The following is a 23258-nucleotide window of genomic DNA, read 5'->3' as shown; positions in this document are numbered from 1 at the left end:
GCGAGTCAGCCGCGCAGGCCTTCCCGCATGGGGTTGTGTTCGGGCGTTCAGGCAATGGGCAACGGTGATCGCGGACCGCTATGATCGATGCCCATGATGCCCTCTTTCCCGATCCGCCAACCCTGTCCGCCCGGGGTCTGCACCTGCGGGCGCGAACGGCTGCTGGACACGCCCGGCGCCGACCTGCGCATCCTGCGCCTGACGCGCCAGGAGGAGAAGCGTCTGCTCGAGCGCCTGGAAAGTCTCGCCAGCCTGGCCGATCTCGAGCACATGCAGCGACGGATGCACGAGCAGTTGGGCATCCGCCTGGAAATCGCCCCGGGCCTCAACGAAGTGCGCAGCATGCGCGGTATCCGCATCGACATCGACGAATTGCCCGGCCTGTGCCGCAAGACCCGCCAGTCCATCCCGGCGGCCATTCGCCGCGGCCTGGAGAAGCATCCGGAGATCGCCTACCGGCTGCTCGACGCCCACGACCTCCTGCGCGGCACCTGACCCGAAAAGACGGAGGCGGCCGGAAGACTCGCCCGGCCGCCAGTGGACACGGACACTCAAGGGCCTATCGGCGCGTATCCTTGCGTGGCCTGTAGAAGAGGAATTTGCGGGTTTCGGCTGTCCTGAGGTATTTCACGGCCCAGTCCGGGGATACGGTCCTGTCGTGGAAGTACAAGGCACCATCGGTCCGGTCCCTGAGTTGCTGGTTGAGCGCTTTTCGCGCCACCTCCTTGGCCAGTTCGTAGCGCTCGTCCTCCTTCACCTGATCCGGGCGCCCATCGCACCACCATGAGAACTGACAGGAGCCCTGTTCGGAGCCCTGCTTGACGACCTCGCACAGCGTGTCCGGAAAACCTTCATGACCTAGCCGGTTCATAGCGACGCTGGCGACCGCCTCCATGTCGGCAGGCGAGCCACCCTTGGCCTCCCAGTAGATGCTGCGTGAGAGACAGGTGATCGCATCGTCCAGGGGCGCCTTGCCAGTCGGATCGACCGCCTGCGCTTCGGGTCGGGTGATGGGCTTGGCCCGGGGAGTCACGCCCTCTTCGGCCGCGGCCTTCCGTTCCAGTGCCTCCGCCTTGTCCACTGCCGCCTCCGCGTTTTGCTCCCGGTCTGCCGCTATCGCCTGGCCCCCGAGAGCGCTGGCCACGAGACATATCCAGATAAAACGCATGGTCGAACCTTCCGAGTGAATCAAAGTTGGCCCCCACCTGTGCCACGCCGACCAGCCGTTCTGCGACTCGCGAGTCCGTGGAACGAATCAGAAACCCGCAAGCTGCATCCCGTACGTAACGAACAGCCGTATTTTCTTGGGAATTTCGCAATGAGCCTGCGACTCGCCAGTGCGTCGCCCGGAGCGCCTCACGCCAACTTCGCCTCATCGGATCGCCACTGCGGCGATCGAATCATTCTAGCCGACGGTCAAAGGGCCGCCGTTCCGCCGGCCGCCGAACGCGCTCAAGGCGCGCGATTGCATGGACCTTGCAGGCGTTTCGGTTGCAGGACAGGCGGGAGGCGGCCAGAGCCGCCGTTCGTCGTACCGCTTTCGCAGCGGTTCACACGAAGCCGGCGTAAGATCGGACCATGCTCTCTGGCGAGGCAGCCGTCGCCTTCTCCTCTATGGAGGAGGCGCCTGCCCCAGGCGATCACGGCCAGACGTTTGCCGTTTTTCCTGGTCGCCAGAGAGAATGCCCTCTGCGCGCGACTGCGTTCGGCTTTCACCATCCCGATGCGACCGGCCCTTCCCGGCCCGTGGCATCGTTCACAGGGGACCGAAAATGGACTCAAGACAAGTAATCAACGCTTCGGTAAGCCCCAAGGGCAGCCTGGAGACGCTGTCCCAGCGCGAAGTCCAGCAACTGAGCGAAGTTGGGGCGGGCAGCCTCTACACGCTGTTCCGCCAGTGCGCCCTGGCGATCCTCAACACGGGCGCCCGCACGGACAACGCCAAGACCATTCTCGAGTCCTACGAGGACTTCGAGGTTCGCATCCATCAGCAGGACCGAGGCGTGCGCCTGGAGCTGCTCAACGCACCGGCGGACGCCTTCGTCGACGGCGAGATGATCGCCAGCACCCGCGAGATGCTGTTCAGCGCCCTGCGCGACATCGTCTATACCCAGAGCGAACTGGACAGCCTGCGCATCGACCTGAACAGCTCCCAGGGCATCACCGACTACCTTTTCCACCTGCTGCGTAACGCCCGCACCCTGCGTCCCGGGGTGGAGCCGAAGATGGTGGTGTGCTGGGGCGGCCATTCGATCAGCATCGAGGAGTACAAGTACACCAAGAAGGTCGGCCACGAACTGGGTCTGCGCAAACTGGACATCTGCACCGGCTGCGGGCCCGGGGTGATGAAGGGGCCGATGAAGGGCGCCACCATCGCCCATTCCAAGCAACGGATCGTCGGCGGCCGCTACCTCGGCCTGACCGAGCCGGGGATCATCGCCGCCGAGACGCCCAATCCGATCGTCAACGAACTGGTGATCCTGCCGGACATCGAGAAGCGCCTGGAGGCCTTCGTGCGCGTCGGCCACGGCATCGTCATCTTCCCCGGCGGCGCCGGCACCGCCGAGGAGTTCCTCTACCTGCTCGGCATCCTGATGCACCCGGACAACCAGGACCTGCCCTTTCCGGTGATCCTCACCGGCCCCCGGAGCGCGGCGCCCTACCTGGAGCAGTTGCACACCTTCGTCGGCGCCACGCTGGGGAAAGCCGCGCAGCGCCACTACCGGATCATCATCGACGATCCGGTCGAGGTGGCGCGGCAGATGGCCCATGGTCTGAAGGAAGTCAAGCAGTTCCGCCGCGAGCGCAACGACGCCTTCCATTTCAACTGGCTGCTGCGCATCGAGGCGGGCTTCCAGCGCCCGTTCGACCCGACCCACGCCAACATGGCCGGCCTGCAGCTGAGCCGCGACCTCCCCGCCCACCAGCTGGCGGCCAACCTGCGCCGCGCCTTCTCCGGGATCGTCGCCGGCAACGTCAAGGACAAGGGCATCCGCCTGATCGAGCAGTACGGCCCCTACGAGATCCATGGCGAGGCCTCGGTGATGCGGCCGCTGGACGAGCTGCTGCGGGCCTTCGTCGAGCAGCACCGGATGAAGCTGCCGGGCGGCACGCCCTACGTGCCCTGCTATCGGCTGGTGACCTGAAGACCCACGCCCGGCCCGTCTCGCCGTCTCCCCAGGTCGTCGAGATCGGGCCGGAACACAGGAGCCTCGTGGTATAGTCCGCGGCTTTTTCCGCACCACCATGTCGGCCTGCCGACCCCAACGCATAGGTATTTCCGTTTGGAGCACAAACCTCTCATCGAGCGTTTGTGGGGCATTGCTCGCACCCACAGTTTTGCCGCTTTCGAATCCCTCCTGCATGAAGCCGGCCCCGATGGCTCGCTCAAGGCTTTGACCGGCGCCCTGCGCCATCTGGCCAGCGCCGGCCAGGACGCGCTTGCACAGGAGTTGCTGACCGAATCCCTCGAGAATCATGTCGCCTCGCCGCAGATCCTCTGGCGCCTGGAAATGGTCCTGCTGCTCGGACAACCCGGGACCGGCAGGGATGCGGATGGCGTTCAGGATCTCGCCACGCTTGAAAGCCGGGTGAAGGAACTGGTTCAGGCCAACCGGCTGGACGATGCGATCGGTCAGGTGAGCAGGGCCGCCCAGGCCAGTGCAGCCCCGGAGCTGTACGAACTGCTGGGCCGCCTGCACCTGCGCCGCAGCGCCACCCTGCCGGCCGCCGGGCCGGCGGTCGCAGCCGTACAGCCCGAAGCAGCCGCCCCCGCCGCGCAACCGCCGCAAGCGATCGCAAGGTCGGCAGACGCAGCGCCTGCCGCAATGAAGCCGGGCAGCCCGTCCCAGCCACAGGATGCAGTTGCCCGTGCGGAGGCCCGTTCTCCACTCGACAAAGCCCAGCAGACGGCTGAAGCCCCGCGTGCGGCAGCAGCGCTCGAGGCACCGCCCTCGAAGGTCGATACGCCCCGCCCGGCCGCCCCCAGACCGCCGGCCGAAGCCGACGACAAGGCGCCGGCCGCGGCACCACCGCAGTGGGTGGCCGATGAACTGCTCAAGGCGCGCGCGCGCGCGCAGGAAGCCATGCAGAAGCGTGCCGAGGCCAAGGCCGACGCCGCCCCCGTCGCCAAGCCGACGATAACGGCCGTCGCCTCCCCCGCTCCCGCTGCCAAACCCGAGCCGGCGCCTGTCGAGCTCCCGGGAGCGGACGAGCCCAAGGAGCAGGTGTTCGCCCGCCTGCGCGAAGCCTTCGCCAGACTCGGCAAGATCGAGCGCAAGCTGCTGGCCTGGATCATGGCCAATCCCAACCAGAATGCCGCCCAGATCGCCAGAAATACCGCACTGGGCAGCGTGGAAGTCGCCGCCGCGCTCAAGGGCCTGACCGGCCTCTGGCTCGACCCCTTCACCTTCGCCGGCTACACCGTGCGGGACTACGTGCTGGAGTGCATGTCCATAGGCAAGCAGGCGCCGGGCGGCGTCCGCCAGTCCACGCCGGCCAGCGCCAGCCGCGCGACGGCAGCACCCCCCGTGCAGAGCGCCGAAACGCCGCGCGCGTCCAGCCCGGCAGCGAGGATGGAGTCCGCCCCAGCCGCGGCGAGGACGGCCAGACCCGCCGCCACCTCGCCCGCCCTGGCCGGCCTGAGCGGGCTCGACAGGCAAGTGCTGGAATACATCCTCAGCCACCCGGGATGCTCGCCGGACGAGGTGATGGAAGCGATGGGACCGGACGAACCGGCCTCGGTATCGCTGGTCACGCTGCGCCGGGACTGGCTGGACCGCGACGCGCAGGGCCGCTACACCATCAAGCCGGCGATGGCCGACCAGGTACCGATCGGCGATCGGCCCGTGGCCCCGGTCCAGGCAGCCGAGCCGGAAGTCGCGGACGAGGCCGTGGAGGCCGCCCCGCCGCGCAAGTCGCGCATCATGGAGACCCTGACAGCCTCGCCGCTCGCTGTCAGCGCCAGCGCCGCCAACCCGCTGCAGAAAGAGCAGGCCAGGCTGGCCAAACTGCCCAAGGGGCAGCTGCAGATCCTGCAGTTCCTGTACGACAACGGTCAGGCACGCACCAAGGACATCGCCCGCGCCCTCGATCAGGAGGCGGCCAAGGTCAACAGCGCCCTCCTCGGCCCGCTGGCCGGTTTCGTGTCGGTGATGCACAGCTTCTGGCGACTGAACGACGAGATCCGCCCGGCACTGGCCCCGAGCGAACTCGACGACGTGGCCGAAGGCTGAGCCACTGTGCCTATGGCATGGGCAGCGTCCGACCTGGGCGGATTGCCGGCTCGGACAGGAAGGACAGGGCTTCGCCTGGGGGCTTTCGGGTGCAGTTGGCCCATGACTGGGCCGGGAATGTCCCACGCCCCCGGCCAACTGCCTCGCATGCCGCTCGCCGACCGGTCGCGCTATGCTGGTTCGGCGTGAGGGTGGCGCCATAAGCAAACCAGGACGCACTGCTTGTGCTCATGGATGTTGAACCAGCCCCCGGAGCCATGGCCGGGTGGATACCGGCCTTGTCCGGCCCGATGCAGGAGGTGAGCATGACAGGGCGCCAGCAGTTGTTCGAAGATCTGGAAGCAGGCAGGGCGCAGCAGGCGCCGGTGGCACTCACGGCGTTCGGCACGCCGGTCGAGGTCGGCGCCGTGCCACGCCAGGTGATCTACGCCATACCCGGTCTGCGCCAGGTCCACCGCGCGGATGTGTTCTGGAGCAAGCTGCAGGGCCGCCTGCAGAAGCGCCTCGACCTGCTCCTCGAACCCTTCCAGGCCTACTACGCCGAGTTGCCCGAGGACGAGCAGCAGGCCACCCTGGCGCGGCTATCGAAGTATCCGAACTGGGTCGACTTCGCCCGCTGGTTCACCCGGCGGATGAACCTGTTCCGCCATGGCGCGCATTACACGCTGACCCTGGAGCTGCACGGCGAGCCGCTGCACCTGCCGGCCGAGCTGGAGTTCCCGGACAACCGGGTGCTCGACGAGGCCGAGGTCGAGTCGCTGCACGCCGCCCAGCTGGCGTCCTACCGGCGCAACCTGGAAACCCTGCTCGAGCTCGCCGAGGACTTCGACCTCGACCAGGTGGAGCGGCCGGTGCTGATCCGCCTGTTGCGCCAGAGCCCGCGGCGCCTGCGCAAGCACTTTCTCGAGCTGAAGGAGCGGATGCGCACGGCCATGGTGCTCAGCGAGCTGCGCCGTACCGACGCCCGCTTCAGCCAGTACCACGAGCTGTACCGGGCGCGGCGTCTGAAGCGCCGCTGGCTGGCCTACCTGGGGCCGACCAACAGCGGCAAGACGCACCGGGCCATGGAGCAGGCCGCCAGGGCGGGTAGCGCCCTGTATCTCTCGCCGCTGCGACTGATGGCCCTGGAGAACCAGGAGCGCCTGGAGGAACAGGGCATCCCCTGCACCCTGATCACCGGCGAGGAACAGATCATCCGCGAGGGTGCCACGCACTACTGCTGCACCATGGAGGAATTCGGCCGCTTCCAGAACATCCGCTTCGACGTGGTGATCGTCGACGAGGTGCAGCTGCTGGGCGATGCCCAGCGCGGCTGGGCCTGGACCGACGCGCTGGTCGGCGCCTACACCGAGCGGCTGATCATGACCGGTCCGGAGCTGGTGACGCCGTCGCTGGAGCACCTGTGCCGGATCTGCAACGACGAGCTGGTGATCGAGCGCACCCGGCGCCTCACGCCGCTGGCCATCGACTCGAAACCGCCGAGTCTGCAGCGGATTCCGGCCGGCTCCATCATCGTCGACTTCAGCCGCCGCGGCGTGCTGGAGCTCAAGGCGCTGCTGGAGCAGCGGGGGCGCAGCGCCGCGGTGATCTACGGCGCCCTGTCGCCGGTCGTCCGGCGCGAACAGGCAAGACGCTTCCGCGAGGGCGAAGTGGAGATCATGGTCGCCACGGACGCGATCGGCATGGGCCTCAACCTGCCGGCCCATCGCCTCTATTTCAGGACCGACGAGAAGTTCGACGGGGTGACGGTGCGCACCCTGACCGGTCAGGAGATCAAGCAGATCGCCGGGCGCGCCGGGCGTTACGGCTTTTCCGAAAGCGGTCTGGCCGGAGGGTTCGAGCACACCGTGATCCACACCATCCGGCGCGGACTGGACGAGCCCGACCCGCCGCTGGACCTCAAGAAATTCGCGGTGCGCCCAAGCTACGGCCACCTGAAGACCCTGGCCGACGCCCTCGGCGAGCGCAGCCTGCTCAGGGTCTGGCTGACCTTCATCGAGTCGGTGAACTACGGCAGGCATTTCATGGCGGTGCTGCCGGAAGAGCTGATGAACTGGATCAAGCGGCTCGACGACCCGGCCATCGACCTGCGCCTGCGCTGGATCTTCGCCAGCGTGCCGATCCACGGCGGACCGGAAAGTCCGGCACGGCTCAGCGCCCTGGCCTGGCTGCGCCATGTCCATCAGGGCGGCGTGGTGCCGCTGCCACACCCGGGACGCCTGCAGGATCTGCGCAGCCTGGAGGAAACCCTGCACGAGCTCGAGGTGTACATCCACCTGTGGCGCGCGTTGCCGGAATACTTCATCGAGGAGGAAGCGGCCAGGGAGCGTCGGGAGGAGCTCAACGACCGCATCCTCGAGATCCTGAGCGCGACGCGCAGACGCCGCTAGGACGTTTGGTCCTGGCCCAGGATGCAGGCCTCGATATCGGACGCTCAAAGAATGGCCGTTTCACGGAGCGTATATCGTTGATTTCCCCCGGCAAAACTGGGGGATTGCCTGTTTTTTTATCTAGGGTCTGTTGACGCTTTGACGTGAGCCGCGTTGCCGCGGCCTACGCCAAAACGTCAACAGACCCTATGTCTTGGCAACATCAGCCGAGAGCGTTACGTTCATGCCGAACGCTCGCTCGAACTTATGGGGACAGATTCTCCAGCGCGGTTCTGGCCAGATCGTTCCACAGCGGGCTGGGCCAGTCCTGCAGATAACGCCGGAACTGACGGCGTGCCGAAACCAGCGGCAGGGCATTGAGTGCCTCCCGCTCCCGCAGGGCCTTGCAGTGCGAGGCCAACTGGCCTTTCAGCGTCTCGCCAGATATGTCCCCGGCATAGACGGTCCCGAGCAGATCCAGCTCCGCTTGCGTACTGTAGGCATAAGCCTGCTCACGTCCCGTCAAGTTGCGTATGCGCCAGTCGACCACCTGACGAACCGCCTGCCAGATCACACCGTACTCGGCCGCCAGTTGCCTCGTTTCCTGCTCGACCGTATCCGCCGGCCGGCCCGTTTCTTCCCGTAGTGCCAGGATGGCCCGTATCGCCAGATACTGGGTAATGACCCAGTGGTTGCAGGGATCGAGCCTCCAGGCCTGCAGGTAGAAATCCCGGCAGGCTTCATAGGCCTGCTGCTCGGCCGATTCATCGATCTGGTTGAAGGCGATGCCCAGACGCTTTTCACAGGCGCCGCTGATACCGAACCGGTGGGCCATTTCCGTGTTGCCCGGCAGCAGACATCCCGACTCGGCCCGCCAGCTTTCCAGATCCGCACGAATGGCCGCGGCGAGCGGTGCCAGCTCCTGCTTCTGGGCCTCTGTCAGCATCGGACGCTCGGCTCCAGCCTCGCTGTTGGCGCCGACCAACTCGTCGATCCGCTCGAACTTGACCTCGATCCGCCGCCGCATCTGCTGGTCACGGAACTGGCCGACCTGCTGCTCGAAATCCTTGGAGACGGTCGAGTAGGCCACGATGCTGGCCCAGTCGTGGGTTTCCGGAACATCCGTGCGCAGACGCTGGCGCAGCTCATAAAGCACCCAGCGCGGATCCGCTCCCTTCAGCAGCCCGGAATACAGCTCCCTGACCGCAACGGCCGAAGCCTTCATCCACAGCGGGAACTGGGAGGCGACGACCCAGGGGATGCCCGCTGCATGCAGTTCGTGGGCGATGCTGCCCCCCGGCGTCAGAAGCGAATTGATGTTGCCGGAATCGCACGTTGCCAGACTGACCAGCGTCGGGCGGTGCCGGGTATGGCCCAGCGGATCGGTAGCGATCAATGCGATGGCCAGCCGCTCCCCATCCACGACGTCGGTCGCCGTGCTGCCTTCGGCGCACAGGGCCAGGCCATAGCGCTCGTCCCCGCAATGCCGGAAGGATTTGCCGTGGGCCAGGATGTGCACATGGGTGAACTCGCCCGAGGCACAGAGCGTGCGGATTTGCTCGAGAGAGGCGTTGGGCAGCACCGTCAGCCGCCTCTTGACTTCCTCGACGCGGGCCTTGGGGTCTTCCTTGATCCTGACCCAGGGTTCGATGGCTTCCCGCAAGGCCTGCAGATGGCTCTGGGCCGGCACATACAGCCCATCCGGCGCCGCGAAGGCGAAAAGTATGCGAGGCTCCCGGTTCCACTCGAGCGGCAGGGCGCGGCCACGGCGGAACTCGCGGGTCACGCAGATCGGCATGCGCGTCTGCAGGAACAGAGGGGAGCCGGCTCCCGGAAAACCCTCTGCAGCGATCGCGGTCTCGAAAGGCACCATGCCCAGTTCGAAGGCGGACATCACCAGGCGCAGATGGACGAGCCGGCCGGTAGTGCAACTGGCGCTGCCCAGCTCGGCCAGCAGCGTAGGCACCTGTCCCAGCACCTTGCCGATCACTTCGCCCAGATCGCGCAGCTCCGACTCGCGCTGATCCTCGGAAGTCTGGGTCCTGTCCAGCTGATAGCGCAGGCGTTGCAGGCGGCTCAGCAACTGGCGTTGCTCGAAGGGCATGTTCAGCGTCACCGGCCCATCGGAGCCGCACAGCGCGATATAGGTGGTCAGAGGGGACAGCAGCTGATTATGGGCCGGCCCGCTCCGTAACAGCTCCAGCTTGACACTGGCAATGGCGGAAGCGTCTTCCATGTTCAGGGCCTCGCGAATTTGCGGACTTCTTCGGGAGTCCCCGTACCGTCACCCAATACATGGTAGAGACGACCTACCACCTGTCCGCCTTCCTGCCGGATGGAAACGGCGCTGGTCTGGTTCATGACAAAGGAAGCGTCTCCGAATTTCGCCTTGTCGATGGTTTCCATGCGCCCGTCCATCAATACGTCATAGACGGGTTTGAAGGATGCCTGATCCTTGAGCATGGCCTGGCTGAAGCGCAACAGGCGAATCCAGGTGCCACAGTTGAAGTAGTAACGACCGCGGCCCATGTCGATCGCCCGCTCCAGGTGGGTGTGCCCCGTCACGATGAAGTCGACGGACTGTCCCACATTGGCGGTAACCGCCTTGAAGGTGTCGTCCCGATCCTGCAGATCGAAGCTCCTGTCGTCGGCCAGCCAGTCCTTCAAGGCCCGGCGCAGGGCTTCGTCCTTGGAGATATTGCGCATCCAGCCGGTCAGGCGATCCACGATCAGCTGCCCGGTTCCCAGCTGGCCATCCTGCTCTGCCAGCTGGGACAGAGGCTTGCCGAGATTCATTTCGGCCTGAAGCAGCAGGCTGTCCGCATCGACGGTCGTCTGCACCGCGGCCGCGCCCAGGTTCGGCCCCAGCCAGGGCTCTTTCACCGGCGTGGCGGCGCCGACCGACTCCGGCGACCGGGAGACTGGATCATCGGCGGAAAGGCGCTGGTTCATATCCTTTTCGCTCAGCACCTTCTCTCCAAGGATGGATAACAGGTCGCCGATCTTTTTCGCCTGGGCGGGATCGAGCACCACCAGCGTCCCGACGGCAGCCTGGGTTTCCGGCTTCAGCAGATCGATCCATTTGTAGCGCTCCTTGACGCTGTTCATGACCTCCTTGACCATCCGCGTTCCGGCATTGGGCCGCCACTCGCGCAGATCGAAACCGAGGCCGGCATTCAGGCGCCGCCCAACCCTGGCCAGACTCTCGTAATGGTTGTAGTTCCAGGCATCCACCTCGTTGCCGTGGGTGCAATAGACTCTGGCGCCTCCGACCGTGCAGCTGTAACCGGCCCCTACGGTGGAAAACTCGATCCGGCCCCGCTTCAGCGGATCGTCTCCCGCCAGCCGGTTGAGGATCAGCCGCTGCACGCCGGTGAAAGACATCTCGATGTCATGGTTGCCGATCACGAAAACCAGTGTTCTCCCTTCCAGCGCCACAAAGTGCGCCAGCGCATCCCAGATGCCGCGGAATGAGGGATCGCCCATGATGCGGCCGACGACGTCCACGGCCCGCTCGATGGCGATGTATCCGGTGGAGCTTTCGGCGAGGGTATCGAACACATCGCCATTGAATACCAGCGCCACCCGCCCCTCGGGGCATTGCTGGCCCACCCAGCCGATATAGCCGGCGAGTCGCCCGGTTTCCCGGAGAATCTGGAAATCGGGAGTGTCGCCCCCCATGTGAATGTCCGAAATCACATGGATTTCATCGAATTCGGGAAAATGTTCCATAAGAATCCAGTCCTGATGCGGCCAATGCCTGGCACGCAGACGTTGCTCGATTGACCCTGGCCCGGTCAGGGTGCCGGCAGACGTCGCGCCTGCCGGCCAGGTACCTGTCTTCCCTGCCCGGATACCGTAAAAAGCCGCTTCTCTTTAGAGATCCGCCGTGGGGCGGATCCCGGTGATGCCCTCGGCCACCCGCTCGGAAAGCGCGCTGATGGTCGCCACCGGATTTGCCCCCACGGCGGTGGGCAGCAAGGCGCCGTCGGCCACATAGAGCCCCTGATAGCCGAACACCTGGCCAAAGGTTTCCGGTGCCGCACTGGTCACCCCCCGCTGCGGACTGTCGGCCAGACGGCAGCCGCCCAGCGCATGCACGGTCACATTGCGCTTCATGGGCCATAGCCAGTTCGGCAGGGGCACGAAGGCCTTGGCGCCAGTCCAGTCCCGGAAGCGCTTGCCCATGCGCTCGATGGCGCCATAGAGGCCCATGTTTTCCTTGTAGGGCCACTTCACGTGGATGAATCCCTCCTTGCAAAGACTCATCACGCCGTTGCCCTTGTCGATGCCCATGCACAGCAGCACGATGCTGGTATAGGACAGGCCACCCTTGAGCAGCTCGTTGAAGGCATAGCCGATATGCCCGGTACTGAGGCCCTGCAGGAAACGAGAAGCCATCAGCCGCACGGTACGCACGAAGGCATGGAAGTGCGAAAGCCCAGGCCGGATGCCCTCGGTATACCAGGCGGCAAAGTTCGGATAGCTGGCGTCCTCGAGGATGAAGGCGTGCTTGCGGTCGAAATCCTTGAGCAGGTTGTAATCCGTACCCTGGGTGATGACCGGGCCATAGTTCGGATTGGCCGCTTTCTTTCCATCGATCACAAAGGAGAGAAAATCCCCATTGGCGGAAAAGTGCTGCCCCAGTTGCGGGCTGATACCGGGCAGCGTCTTGTAAAGATCCCGGCAGCGCATCAGCAGTTCGGTGGAACCCAGCGTACCGGCGGACACCACCACGCGACGGCTCAGGGCACTGCACTGGGCATGCCCGTTCTTGAGATCGAGCCAATAGACCCGGTAGCCATGCTCCCCGGTCGCCGACGGATCCTCCTCGCCCCGCTCGTTCAGGGGAACGATTTTCTGCCCGAGCGCCTCGGTCTCTATGCGGGCCGCATGGCGCTGCTCGGCGACATGCAGGTAGTTGAGATCCAGGGAGTTCTTGGAGTGCGTATTGCAGCCCAGGTCGCACTCCGCACAGTACACACAGGAGGTCTGCACCGCCCCGTAGCGGTTCTTCTCCTGAAGGCCGATGGGGGTCGGATTGTCGAAGTCGTTGCCGAAGAACACATTGATGTCCAGCAGCTTCGACTCGCGCCCTTCGGATTGCGCGAACTCCTGAAACAGCTCGGTGCGAATGACCTTGCGCCGCGGGTCACTGTCCTGCGGCACCGGTCTCGCCCCCAGTACTTCCTTGCTGACCGCATAGTAGGGCTGCAAGGCTTCTTTCCTGGCTGCTGCGGGCCAGTTGTCGTCGAATACCTCCTCGGGAGGCTCCAGGAACACGTTGGCATAGATCAGCGAGCCGCCACCCAACCCGGCGCTGACCACCGCATCGATATGATCGAAATTTCTGATGTCGAACAGTCCGTGCGCTTCTTGACCAGCAATGGACTTTGGTCGTTGCCTCTGCTCGGGAAGCAGATTCCAGAAGCTGTTCGCTATATCGTGGGGGGAACGCGGAAACGAGCCCATGGGATAGCGCTTGCCACGCTCCAGCAGCAGGACTGCCCCCGGCCAGCGCTTGGCCAGGCGGCAGGTATTGATCGAGCCCCCAAAACCGCTGCCGATCACGACAGCTTCATAGTCATACTTGATGTTCATCTTATTCTTGTGATCCCTTGACAGGGTTTTCGGAGAGTCCATTCACAGGCGTTGCCGATTTCCGGGTGTGCCTCACATAGGTATCCCAGAGTGATCGGCCAAAGAAGGTGAAAAAGCTGCACAGGGTTTTCAGGCGTGCCGACAGGCCATTCGCCTCTGTGATACGGACGGTCGATAGCAGCCTCATCAGATCCATCATGCCAAGACTCAGGGTCCCGGCACCGATGACCGGACCGCTCGCGTCCGTGCCTTCATGGAGGCGGGTATAGAGGGTGGTGGTTTCCGGCCACAGTCTGAAGATCGGGCCGTTGCGCACTTCCTTGCGGCCGGCCAGATAGTAATCCTTGCCTTCGTGCCGGAAGCCCAGCTCATAGACCATGAAGGTCATGGCGGGGTCATCGGTGGGCTTGAACAGGTTGAATACGCCTGTGTTCGCCCTGATACCCATTCCCAGCGGAGCGAAGTCGATACTTCCCGTCAGTTGTCCCCTGTGCGCGGGGTCGTTGACGAAGGCGGTCATGTCCTCGATGCCAACTTCCGCATGCATGACCAGTTGCTGATTCTGCTGTGTGCCTTTGGCCTGCCCTTGCGCAGCCTCGGTAACGCCCAGGGCAAAACCGCCCGCCATGGTTTCCTTGAACTGTAAACCGGGATTCCGTACCGTCATTTTTAAAGTCTCAGGTTCTAATGAAACACCTTCCGGGACCATGCTGGCGAAATAAGCGCGCGCATCAGCCCGACCCATTTCGATCAACTGGCCATGGGTGATGGCGCCGGTATAAAGAGCCAGATCCAAAGGCAGAGGGTGTTTGGGTTTGATCAGGTGAAGCCGGATGGGCTGCCGGTGACCGTAAGGCTGCTCCCCACGAGCAATGCGTTCGTTTATCTCGCGGATGTGCTGCATTTCCCTGATAAGGGCGCTGTTTGCGCTCATTTCCAGCATTTGCACATAGGCGTTCAGAGGGCCGCTGCGGTAGTGCGGAACGTTGCCCATCACCCATATGAGCCAGAGCTCGCTGGCTCCCCGCCGCACGGCCTCCATCAGGTTGGCGTCCTGAATGAACCCCGAGTCCAGGTAATGAACGCCGTCGACCTCGACGGGCGGCAAGGTTGCCGGTAGCGACATGCTGGCGACCAGAAAATCCTCGGTCATCTCCTGATGAGGGATGACCCGGTTCGTCTTGGTCGAGAAATCGCAGAGGTTGAAGGTTCCCTGAATGCCCTCCACAGCTCTGACTCTTTCGAAATCGATCCCCAGATGCGGGTAAACCTTCTCGCGGAAGGCCTTGGAAGCACTGGCCGCCATGAATCTGGAAGGCAGGAGATAATTGGCCAGCGGCATCGGAGAGAAGGTGTCCCGCATGCGCAGGGTTCGCCAGCGCTGACAGATCTCCTCGATGCCGAGCCCCGAGAACAGCATGGCCTGATTGAGTGCCCCACCCGAGGTGGCATCCATGTGCTGAAAGGTGAGTCCGCGCGCAAGGATCTCCGACAAGGCACCGGCTGCATAGGAAAGGCGCAATCCGCCTCCGGGCAGAATCAGGGCTCTTCGGGGTCCATCAGGGGTCGACGCTGCTGCCCCCTGCGGCAACGAATTGGCAGGCATGGACATGGGTTAGTGCCTGCCATCCGTACGGGGGGGAATCGGTGCGGAAGGCGGAGACAGCCAGTCCTCGCTCAGGCTCAGGTCGACAACCGACTCCATTCCTTCCGGAGCCTTCTCCGGCAGTTGATCGAAATCCAAAAACCAGCTTTCGATGTGATCATCCAGAGTTCCGGTGATCGAGGGCAAGAATACGCTGGCAATGGCATCACCGATTTCCAGCTCTTTCATGGCCTGCAGACGCGGGTGGTCGCCAATTACAAAACGGGCCTTGGTACTGCGCAAGAGGCGAATACCACAGCGGGCATCGAGAAAGATGTCCGACTTCATCAACATGCCGCGAAACGAGCAGTAGTTGGAGGCCTTGGTTCGCACCGGCAGCCAGATCCTTTTCGGGCGTTCCATCTCGACATAGGCAACCAGCTTTCCATCCAGGTCATACTGACTGCTGACACGGTCTTCTGAAACAGTGAAGTTCAGATGCCCCTGGTGCTTCGGCATGCCCCATATACCCTTTCCCCCCTTCACGGAAATTTCGGAGGAAACCGGAAGATCCACCACGTACTGGCCGGCCTTGAAAAAGTTCATGAACAGTGCCGGCAGCAACCTGGGGGCCGGCTTCTTGCCATGGGTACAGGCAATGGCAATGCTGTACTCGACGTACTTGCCGATGGGCGTTTCCCTGTAATCGATTACCGTCACAATCAGCAGGGCTTTCTTCCATAGGCGCAACGGATGTATATCCTTGGGCAAAAACGCCTTGGCTTTCTCCGCATTGATTGGAAAGATGGCCATCAAGGCCGGAGAATTGGTGGCCGCCACAGGCAGCTTGAACGGAACACCATCAACCAGCGAAAAACGGCCAGCGTAGTCTCTTATACGCTCCGGAATCTTGTCGAACAACGAGTCTCTCCTTGGTCCTTGATCGTGAAGCACTGCAGCAAGCACTCTCATTGCCTTTCGAGTTCATGAATGATCAATGGAAATATGTCACGGGCCGCGTTTCTCCCCATGAATACATCCAGATGACCATAGTCAGGCAACAAATGTAATGTGTGACAAGCCGGGCGCCATTTGGAAAAGTATTCATAACTTTTGACCTGGCTTTCCGGCAGGAAGCAAAGATTCTTTTCACCGGCGAAAAAAGCGAACCGGGCCGCTGTCTTTGGCTCGAAGGAGGCGAAATCTTCGGGAAGCTCCGGAAAACCCTCAACCGATACCAGATTGCCTCGCCGGGTGCAGCGAACTATCTGTTCGAAGAAACGCAGCGGTACCGCCCCGAACTCGGACTTGATCCACTCATGGGTCTGCTCATTGAGGTTCTCATGCCGCCAGAGTGCCGGAAATCCGCTTCCATACGTGAAACTGACCTGCTTGCAGACGGGATTGTCACACTCGTGATGGGTCAGATTCACCATCAGGGTGATCAGCTTGGCCGCCAGTGTGGGAGCCTCCACGCCCCAGTGGGGGTTGAGGTATTGAGTCATCAGTTTGACCACGGGCAGCATCCGGTTCAGCTTGAAGGATGACCACCCGGGCACTACCGGATGCAGCGAGACGGCGTTGCTGATGATGACCGAAACCTGAGGCAGCAGCCCGGCGATAGCCGACATGGTGAAACTGGTCGAGCCCTGGCAGTGAATGATGGCCTTCACTGTCTGGGCCCCGGTTTCAGCGATAATCGTGCTCACTGCTGCCGGGTGATCGAACAAAGCGGCCTGGTCGAGGGTCCAGAGGTTTGCCTCGAAATCGATGCTGGCACGCCAGTTTTCCAACCAGACATCGTATCCGCTGGCTATCAGTGCATCCACGATATCCATCTCTACGGGTGCCTGATATATCGAAGCGCGGACACCGGCCCCATGAACCAGAATTACGGGGCCTTTGTCAGGCACTTTTTCCGAAGATCGGATGTTGATGAGATTCAGCGCCCTGCCGTCTCCTGCGACGAAGGGAACGATGCGCTTTGTATAAACATTACTTTCAATGAAGGCGCTTGAAGACATGACAGAGGTATCCTTGAAACTTCAGCCCTGATTTATAGTTGTGTGCTTTTTCGAAGCGCAGCCTCAAGGCGGCCGTCAGAGCCGGGCACGACACCCGACCACTTCGGCAGGGGAAACTCCGAAATGGCTCCGACTCCTGCCCTTGCCCCGCTCGCCAAGTATCAATCCGGCTTTCGCACAAGATTCGAGTTGGCGCTGAAACTCCAGCGCCTCTCGCCCGGAACTCAAGTTAAGGTGCCATTGATAATTGCGCTCCCTCGGCCAGTGCGCAGAAATTCCATGGGTGATTCTGGTTGTAGAACTCGCCGATGAGCGTCGACTTGCCAGTGCGATCACTGCCGGCGGGAGGCCAGGCCAGCTTCAGGTTGCAGTCGCCTTTTCTTTGACGCCCACGCCACTCCATCCATTCGTGCGAGGTCTGGAACGAAGCGGGGTCGTTTTGGGGATGGCGCTTTGCGCCTACAGGCAGCAGGGCAGCCGCTGTGTAATCCCCGAAGGCCGAAGAGTTTCGGCATTTTGGAGTCCATGTGCTCCGAACTCCCGGTACCCTGGTGTTTGCGCCAGGCGCGAGCATCACCATTCCCTGCTCTTTCCCTGATTGATTCATTTGCCGCACCTTGCAAGAGGACAAAATGATATCGAAATTCACGCACTTTCCAAGTGGTCTATTGGGCACCTCTAAAAACCAGCCCGGCCGCCGGGTAAGATCATCCGCCTGTTGATCACCCGGAGCCTGCTGATGTTCAGTCTTTTTGCCGACCAGGAGCGTGAAGCCAAGCTGGACAGCTTGGGCGACCCACTGGCCCTACTGAACAAGCATGTGGACTTTGCATCCTTGGCCGCCGAAATCGACCGCTGGGCTCCCAGGCCCAGTAGGGCCAAGGGCGGCCGGCCGCCTTATCCAACGGAGCAGATGACGCGACTGCTGGTACTCCAGCAACTGTTCAACCTGTCCGACGAGCAGATGGAGTTCCAGTTGCTCGACCGCATGAGCTTCCAGCGTTTTGCCGGTCTCAAGCACGCCGGCCGAGTGCCGGATCGCAACACGATCTGGCTCTTTCGCGAGCGCCTGGTCAAGGCCAATGTCGAGCACCAGATCTTTGCCGAGGTGCAGCGTCAGTTGCAGGCACACGGATTCCGGGCTCGCAAAGGGCAGATCATCGATGCCAGCATCGTTCGCGCGCCCATCCAGCACAACACAGCCGATGAGCAGGCCGTGGTGAAGGAGCAGGCTGTGCCGGTGGAGTGGTCACCCGCCCAGCGCCGACAAAAGGATGTCGAGGCGCGCTGGACGAAGAAGCACGGCAAATCGTACTTCGGCTACAAGCTGTCGGTCAGCGTGGATCGTCGGCACAAGCTGATCCGCGGCGTGCGGGTGAGCGATGCCAGCGAGGCCGATACCCTGCACCTGGTGGATGTGCTCGACCGAAACAACAGCAGCCGTGACTTCTGGGCGGATCGCGGTTATCACGACAAGCCCAGAGAGCGCTGGCTCAAGCTGATCGGCTGGCGACCGCATATCCAGCGCAAGGGCCAGGCCGGCAAGCCTATCGGAGAGCCGGGCAAGGCCCGGAACAAACGCATTGCCAGCCCCCGGGCCAGGGTCGAGCATGTATTTGCCAGCCTCGCCCAGATGGGCGGCAAGAGGGTCCGGAGCATTGGCTTGGTCCGGGCGGAGTTCGGTTTGGTGGTCAAATCGGCGGTCTACAACCTCAAGCGGATGTCGAGACTGCTGGAAATGGCCTGAGTCAGGTCGCCGGTTGCATACCGCGACCGGCAGCAGGATCTTCTGCGAGACATCAACCCGGTCAACGGATGCCAAGCGCTGGGTTCGTCACTGCTCGACCTAGCTCAGGTGGGTGTTTTTAGAGGTGCCCTATTGGGGAAACTCCGAACAAGTCGGCACCGATCCGGCAATGGCTTGATCAACCCCTTATCCACCCGGCCAAAAACGGGTAATGCATCCGAAAACCAGGGCCTTACCCTGATTCCTGCACTTTACAGACGCACCTCTCCTGGGCCGTCCAGCAAAAGTCGTCACGCCGCTTGATCACCCGCAACGGGAACTCGACCTTGGCGCGCATCCGTGCCCTGCCAGCGGATACGGTGGACGGCCATTACCCACGCCTCGATCAGTGCCGGCAGCCCCTGCCCGCCATAACCTTCGGCCAGGCCGGCCCGACTATGCTTCTCATCCCACCGTGAGGGGATTCTGCGCATGCTGATCGTCGAGAATGTGCGCAAGTCGTTCGTCACCGCCCAAGGCAGCCTGCCGGTGCTGCGCGGGGTCGATCTGCAGTTGCCGGCGGGCACCAGCCTGGCGCTGATGGGAGAGTCCGGCAGCGGCAAGAGCACGCTGCTGCATCTGATCGCCGGGCTGGAGCGCGTCGACGGCGGGCGCATCCTGGTCGACGGCGAGCCCCTGCACGAGCGCCGCGAGGCGGAATTGGCGCGCTGGCGGCGCGAGGGCATCGGCCTGGTTTTCCAGCAGTTCAACCTGATCGGCAGCCTGCGCGTGGCCGGCAATCTGGCCTTCCAGGCCCGTCTGGCCGGACGCCACGATCCGGCCTGGGTCGAGTACCTGGCCGAACGCCTGGGGCTGGTGGCCCTGCTGGCACGCTATCCCGAACAGCTTTCCAGCGGCCAGCAGCAGCGCGTGGCCATCGGCCGGGCGCTGGCGGCCAGGCCGTCCCTGCTGCTGGCCGACGAGCCGACCGGCAGCCTCGACGAAGCCAGCGGCGAGGCAGTGCTCGACCTGCTGCTGCAACTGGTCGGCGAAACCGGCTGCAGCCTGTTGATGGTCACCCACAGCGCCCGCCAGGCGTCGCGCCTGGCGCGGACCCTGTACCTGCACCAGGGCCGCGTGCAGGCCCGGGAGGCCCGATGAGACCGCTGCGGATCGGCCTGCTCGTCCTGCTCGGTCACTGGCGGCGCCACCGCCTGCAATGTTTCGGCATCCTCACCGGGCTGTGGCTGGCCACCGCCCTGTGGACCGGCGTGCAGGCCCTCAACGGCCAGGCCCGCGCCGACTATGCCCGCGCCAGCGCCCTGCTCGCCGGCACGGCGCCGGCCCGGCTGGTGGCGCGCCACGGAGAACGCTTCGACCAGGCGCTGCATGTGCAGCTGCGCCGCAGCGGCTGGCCGGTCTCGCCGCTGCTGGAAGGACGCCTGCGCCTGGCCGGCGCCAGCGAGACCGCCGGGGAGTCGTCCGTGGTGCAACTGCTCGGCATCGAGCCGCTGACCCTGCCGCCGGGCGCCGCGCTGGCCGGACGGCCCGGCGGCGCCTTCGACCTCGGCGCCTTCATCGGCCCGCCGGGACAGACCTGGATCGCCCCGGATACCCTGCAGCGCCTCGGCCTGCGAGCCGGCGAGCCGGCGCTGACCAGTGACGGCCAGCGCCTGCCGCCCTTGCGGGTGCAGGAGCGGCTGGCGCCCGGCGTGATCGTCGTCGACATCGGCCAGGCGCAAAGGCTGCTGCAGGCGCCGGGACAGCTTTCGCGCCTGCTGCTGCCGGCGGATTTCGCCGCCCGCCCGCCGCCCCTGCCGGCCGCGCTGGCGCCGCTGCTGCAAGTACAGACGGCGGGCGATGGCGACGATCTGCAGCGCCTGACCGACAGCTTCCACCTCAACCTCACGGCGCTGGGCGGGCTGGCCTTTCTCGTCGGACTGTTCATCGCGCACGCCGCCATCGGCCTGGCCCTGGAGCAACGTCGCGGCCTGCTGCGCACCCTGCGGGCTTGCGGCCTGAGCCTGGGCGGGCTGATCGGCGCGCTGGCCGTGGAGTTGGGGCTGTTCGCCCTGCTCGGCGGCCTGGCCGGAGTGGCCAGCGGCTACTTCCTGGCCAGCCTGCTGCTGCCCGACGTCGCAGCCAGCCTGCACGGCCTGTATGGCGCGGAGGTATCCGGGCAGTTGAGCCTGTCGCCGTTCTGGTGGCTGGCGGGCCTCGCCATCGCCCTGCTCGGCGTGCTGCTGGCCGGAGGCAACAGCCTGCTGCGCGCCGCCCGCCTGCCACTCCTGGCGCTGGCGCAGCCGCAAGCCTGGCGCACGACCCAGAGCCATTGGCTGCAGCGCCAGGCGCTGCTGGCCGCCCTGCTCCTGCTGCTGGCCGCCCTGTGCTGGCGCTTCGGCGACAGCCTCTCCAGCGCCCTGCTGATGATCGCTGCCCTGCTGCTGGCGGCGGCCCTGGCGCTGCCGGGCCTGCTCGACGTCGCACTGGCCTTGCTGGCGCGTCGCTGTCGCCGGCCGCTGACCGAGTGGTTCGTGGCCGACAGCCGCCAGCAGCTGCCGGTCCTGGCGCTGGCCCTGATGGCCCTGCTGCTGGCACTGGGCGCCAGCGTCGGGGTCGGCAGCATGACCGAGGGCTTTCGCAGGACCTTCGTCGGCTGGCTCGACCAGCGCCTGTCCGCCGACCTGTACCTGACGCCGCGCGATACTGCCCAGGCCTTGGAAATCGCTGCCTGGCTCGAAGGCCGGCCCGGCGTCGCGGCCGTCCTGCCGAGCTGGCGCGTCGAGCTGCGCCTCGCGGGATGGCCGGTGCAGGTGCAGGGTATCGTCGACCAGCCGCGCTACCGCCAGCACTGGACGCTGCTGGCGCAAGCGCCCGATGCCTGGGCGCGCCTGGCCGCCGGCCAGGGCGCCATGCTCAGCGAGCAACTGGCACGGCGCCTCGATCTGGCGCTGGGCGACAGCCTGCTTCTGCCGGCCGATGCCGGCGAGCAGCGCCTGAAGCTGGTGGGGATATACGCCGACTACGGCAACCCCAAGGGCCATATGCTGGTGAACGCCGACTGGCTGCGTCGTCACTGGCGCGAAACGCGCCTGGCCAGCCTCGGCCTGCACTTGGCGCCGGAGCGGATCGGGGTGCTGAAGGAGCAGCTCGCGCAGCGCTACGCTCTCGACAGCACGCGGCTGACCGACCAGGCCTCGCTCAAGCGCTGGTCGACCGGGGTGTTCGAGCGCACCTTCGTCGCCACCGCCGCGCTCAACAGCCTGATCCTCCTCATTGCGGGAGTGGCCCTGTTCATCAGCCTGCTAACCCTGGGCGAAAGCCGCCTGGGCCAGCTGGCGCCGCTCTGGGCGCTGGGCGTCGAACGCGCGCGGCTGGTCTGGCTGACGCTGGGGCAGACGCTGCTGCTGGCCGGCCTGACCGTGCTGCTGGCGATGCCCCTGGGCCTGCTGCTGGCCTGGTGCCTGGTCGCGGTGGTCAACGTGCAGGCCTTCGGCTGGCGCCTGCCGCTGCAGATCCTGCCCGGACAACTGCTCGAGCTCGCGCTGCTCGGCCTGTTCGCCAGTCTGCTGGCCGCTGCCGGACCCGTCTGGCGCCTGGCGCGACGCCAGCCCGTCGATCTGCTGCGGCAGTTCGCCGATGAACGCTAGCTATCTCGCCCTCGGCGCCGCCCTGCTGCTCGCGGCCTGCGACCAGGTACCGGAACCGCAAGCCGGCTTCGCCGGTCTCGGACGAGAGGCCGCCGCCTACGCCCAGGTCGAGCGGGGACGCCCGTTGAGTTTCCCAGCCGACCACGGCGCCCACTACGGCTATCGCGTTGAGTGGTGGTACGTCACCGCCAACCTGACCGACGCGCAGGGCCGCGACTGGGGCGTGCAGTGGACGCTGTTCCGCTCGGCGCTGCGCCCGGGCCCCGACGAACCCGGCTGGAGCAGTCCCAACCTGTGGATGGGCCACGCCGCCCTGACCGGCCCGTCCGCCCACCGCTACGGCGAAACCCTGGCCCGCGGCGGCATTGGCCAGGCGGGCGTCGAAGCTCGGCCCTTTCGCGCCTGGATCGACGATTGGTCGCTGTACAGCAGGGACGGCGAAGGGCTGGAACGCTTGCAGATGCAGGCCGCCGGCCCGGGCTTCGGCTATCGCCTGAACCTGGTCAGCGAGGGCCCGCTAGTGCTGCACGGCGAGCAGGGTTACAGCGAGAAATCCGGTCAGGGGCAGGCCTCCTGGTACTACAGCCAGCCGTTCTACCGAATCGAAGGCGAGATCGAGCACGGAGGCGAACGTCATCGGGTCAACGGGCGGGCCTGGCTCGACCGGGAATGGAGCAGCCGGCCGCTGGCCGCCGGGCAGGAAGGCTGGGACTGGTTTTCCCTGCATCTGGATGGCGGCGCCAAGCTGATGCTGTTCCGGGTGCGCCAGCGCGACGGCGAGCACTACCGCGCCGGCACCTGGATCGCCGCCGACGGTCGCACCGAGGCTCTGCGCGGCGAGCAGATCCGCCTTACCGAGCGGGCCTGGACGCGTCAGGAAAACGGCCGCAAGGTCCCGACCCGCTGGCGCGTGCAGGTGCCCGGGCATGGCGTGGACGTGCAGGCCGAGGCCATCCAGCCGCGCGCCTGGATGGGCACCGCCTTCCCCTACTGGGAAGGCCCGGTGCGCCTGAAGGGCAATCCCGGCGGGCGCGGCTACCTGGAAATGACCGGCTACTGAAGCCGGCCC

General features: G+C 64.8%; 16 protein-coding genes. 8 read left to right on the top strand and 8 right to left on the bottom strand.

All coding sequences use genetic code 11. The annotated features are described in order from the left end of the window. The first annotated feature begins 93 nt into the window (after positions 1–93). Positions 94–495, top strand: a complete 402-nt coding sequence (locus GCU53_RS00850) for a hypothetical protein (RefSeq protein WP_152385946.1) — start codon at positions 94–96, stop codon at positions 493–495. A 64-nt stretch (positions 496–559) separates the two neighbouring features. Here the strand turns inward: GCU53_RS00850 and GCU53_RS00845 are convergent, their stop codons facing one another. Continuing rightward, a complete protein-coding gene (locus tag GCU53_RS00845) occupies positions 560–1168 on the bottom strand; it encodes a cell wall hydrolase (protein WP_152385945.1) in 609 nt (202 codons plus the stop codon). Positions 1169–1772: 604 nt separating this feature from the next. On the opposite strand from GCU53_RS00845, the gene ppnN reads away from it, so the two are divergent. The 3 genes from ppnN (at position 1773) to GCU53_RS00830 (ending at position 7624) form a co-directional block, all read left to right on the top strand. Continuing rightward, complete coding sequence (gene ppnN, locus GCU53_RS00840; protein ID WP_152385944.1) at positions 1773–3146, top strand: nucleotide 5'-monophosphate nucleosidase PpnN; 1374 nt, start codon at positions 1773–1775, stop codon at positions 3144–3146. 138 nt (positions 3147–3284) lie between these two features. Continuing rightward, entirely contained in the window at positions 3285–5234 is a 1950-nt protein-coding gene (locus tag GCU53_RS00835) for a hypothetical protein (RefSeq protein ID WP_244306963.1), read from the top strand. A gap of 305 nt (positions 5235–5539) precedes the next feature. Next, a complete protein-coding gene (locus GCU53_RS00830) occupies positions 5540–7624 on the top strand; it encodes a helicase-related protein (protein WP_152385942.1) in 2085 nt (694 codons plus the stop codon). Between the two features lie 244 nt (positions 7625–7868). On the opposite strand, the gene GCU53_RS00825 is transcribed toward GCU53_RS00830, so the two are convergent. From GCU53_RS00825 to GCU53_RS00795, 7 genes are all read right to left on the bottom strand, one after another. Continuing rightward, complete coding sequence (locus GCU53_RS00825) at positions 7869–9839, bottom strand: CHAT domain-containing protein (RefSeq protein ID WP_152385941.1); 1971 nt, start codon at positions 9837–9839, stop codon at positions 7869–7871. Between the two features lie 2 nt (positions 9840–9841). Beyond that, a complete protein-coding gene (locus GCU53_RS00820; RefSeq protein WP_152385940.1) occupies positions 9842–11335 on the bottom strand; it encodes a metallophosphoesterase in 1494 nt (497 codons plus the stop codon). Between the two features lie 144 nt (positions 11336–11479). Then, the gene (locus tag GCU53_RS00815) at positions 11480–13204 is read right to left on the bottom strand and encodes a GMC family oxidoreductase N-terminal domain-containing protein (RefSeq protein WP_152385939.1); all 1725 of its coding nucleotides are present in this window, start codon (positions 13202–13204) and stop codon (positions 11480–11482) included. Position 13205: 1 nt separating this feature from the next. Further along, positions 13206–14816, bottom strand: coding sequence for a patatin-like phospholipase family protein (locus tag GCU53_RS00810; RefSeq protein WP_208845405.1), 1611 nt, complete (start codon positions 14814–14816; stop codon positions 13206–13208). A 3-nt stretch (positions 14817–14819) separates the two neighbouring features. Continuing rightward, positions 14820–15710, bottom strand: coding sequence for an acetoacetate decarboxylase family protein (locus GCU53_RS00805; protein ID WP_208845403.1), 891 nt, complete (start codon positions 15708–15710; stop codon positions 14820–14822). Positions 15711–15757: 47 nt separating this feature from the next. After that, on the bottom strand, positions 15758–16813 hold the full coding sequence (locus GCU53_RS00800) for a lipase family protein (protein ID WP_152385937.1): 1056 nt from the start codon (positions 16811–16813) through the stop codon (positions 15758–15760). A 229-nt stretch (positions 16814–17042) separates the two neighbouring features. Beyond that, entirely contained in the window at positions 17043–17462 is a 420-nt protein-coding gene (locus GCU53_RS00795) for a hypothetical protein (protein ID WP_152385936.1), read from the bottom strand. Positions 17463–17531: 69 nt separating this feature from the next. Between GCU53_RS00795 and GCU53_RS00790 the strand changes: the two genes are divergently transcribed. The 4 genes from GCU53_RS00790 (at position 17532) to GCU53_RS00775 (ending at position 23249) form a co-directional block, all read left to right on the top strand. Beyond that, the gene (locus tag GCU53_RS00790; protein WP_425278158.1) at positions 17532–18560 is read left to right on the top strand and encodes an IS5 family transposase; all 1029 of its coding nucleotides are present in this window, start codon (positions 17532–17534) and stop codon (positions 18558–18560) included. 471 nt (positions 18561–19031) lie between these two features. After that, a complete protein-coding gene (locus GCU53_RS00785) occupies positions 19032–19700 on the top strand; it encodes an ABC transporter ATP-binding protein (RefSeq protein ID WP_152385934.1) in 669 nt (222 codons plus the stop codon). After that, the gene (locus GCU53_RS00780; RefSeq protein WP_152385933.1) at positions 19697–22189 is read left to right on the top strand and encodes an ABC transporter permease; all 2493 of its coding nucleotides are present in this window, start codon (positions 19697–19699) and stop codon (positions 22187–22189) included. Before GCU53_RS00785 ends, GCU53_RS00780 begins: the two co-directional genes overlap by 4 nt. Continuing rightward, positions 22179–23249 carry a lipocalin-like domain-containing protein gene (locus GCU53_RS00775; protein ID WP_152385932.1) on the top strand — a complete coding sequence of 357 codons (1071 nt, stop codon included), beginning with the start codon at positions 22179–22181 and terminating at the stop codon, positions 23247–23249. Before GCU53_RS00780 ends, GCU53_RS00775 begins: the two co-directional genes overlap by 11 nt. Positions 23250–23258: the final 9 nt, after the last annotated feature.

Origin of the sequence: Azotobacter salinestris, from assembly GCF_009363155.1 — a bacterium.
Taxonomy (GTDB): domain Bacteria; phylum Pseudomonadota; class Gammaproteobacteria; order Pseudomonadales; family Pseudomonadaceae; genus Azotobacter; species Azotobacter salinestris.
Note: the sequence above shows the minus strand (reverse complement) of the source record. Positions and strands in the feature narration are given on the sequence as shown.

Coding starts and splice junctions, on each gene's coding strand:
- GCU53_RS00850 (WP_152385946.1), top strand. CDS start 94: ATGATGCCCTCTTTCCCGATCCGCCAACCCTGTCCGCCCGGGGTCTGC.
- GCU53_RS00845 (WP_152385945.1), bottom strand. CDS start 1,168: ATGCGTTTTATCTGGATATGTCTCGTGGCCAGCGCTCTCGGGGGCCAG.
- ppnN (WP_152385944.1), top strand. CDS start 1,773: ATGGACTCAAGACAAGTAATCAACGCTTCGGTAAGCCCCAAGGGCAGC.
- GCU53_RS00830 (WP_152385942.1), top strand. CDS start 5,540: ATGACAGGGCGCCAGCAGTTGTTCGAAGATCTGGAAGCAGGCAGGGCG.
- GCU53_RS00825 (WP_152385941.1), bottom strand. CDS start 9,839: ATGGAAGACGCTTCCGCCATTGCCAGTGTCAAGCTGGAGCTGTTACGG.
- GCU53_RS00820 (WP_152385940.1), bottom strand. CDS start 11,335: ATGGAACATTTTCCCGAATTCGATGAAATCCATGTGATTTCGGACATT.
- GCU53_RS00815 (WP_152385939.1), bottom strand. CDS start 13,204: ATGAACATCAAGTATGACTATGAAGCTGTCGTGATCGGCAGCGGTTTT.
- GCU53_RS00810 (WP_208845405.1), bottom strand. CDS start 14,816: ATGTCCATGCCTGCCAATTCGTTGCCGCAGGGGGCAGCAGCGTCGACC.
- GCU53_RS00800 (WP_152385937.1), bottom strand. CDS start 16,813: ATGTCTTCAAGCGCCTTCATTGAAAGTAATGTTTATACAAAGCGCATC.
- GCU53_RS00785 (WP_152385934.1), top strand. CDS start 19,032: ATGCTGATCGTCGAGAATGTGCGCAAGTCGTTCGTCACCGCCCAAGGC.
- GCU53_RS00780 (WP_152385933.1), top strand. CDS start 19,697: ATGAGACCGCTGCGGATCGGCCTGCTCGTCCTGCTCGGTCACTGGCGG.
- GCU53_RS00775 (WP_152385932.1), top strand. CDS start 22,179: ATGAACGCTAGCTATCTCGCCCTCGGCGCCGCCCTGCTGCTCGCGGCC.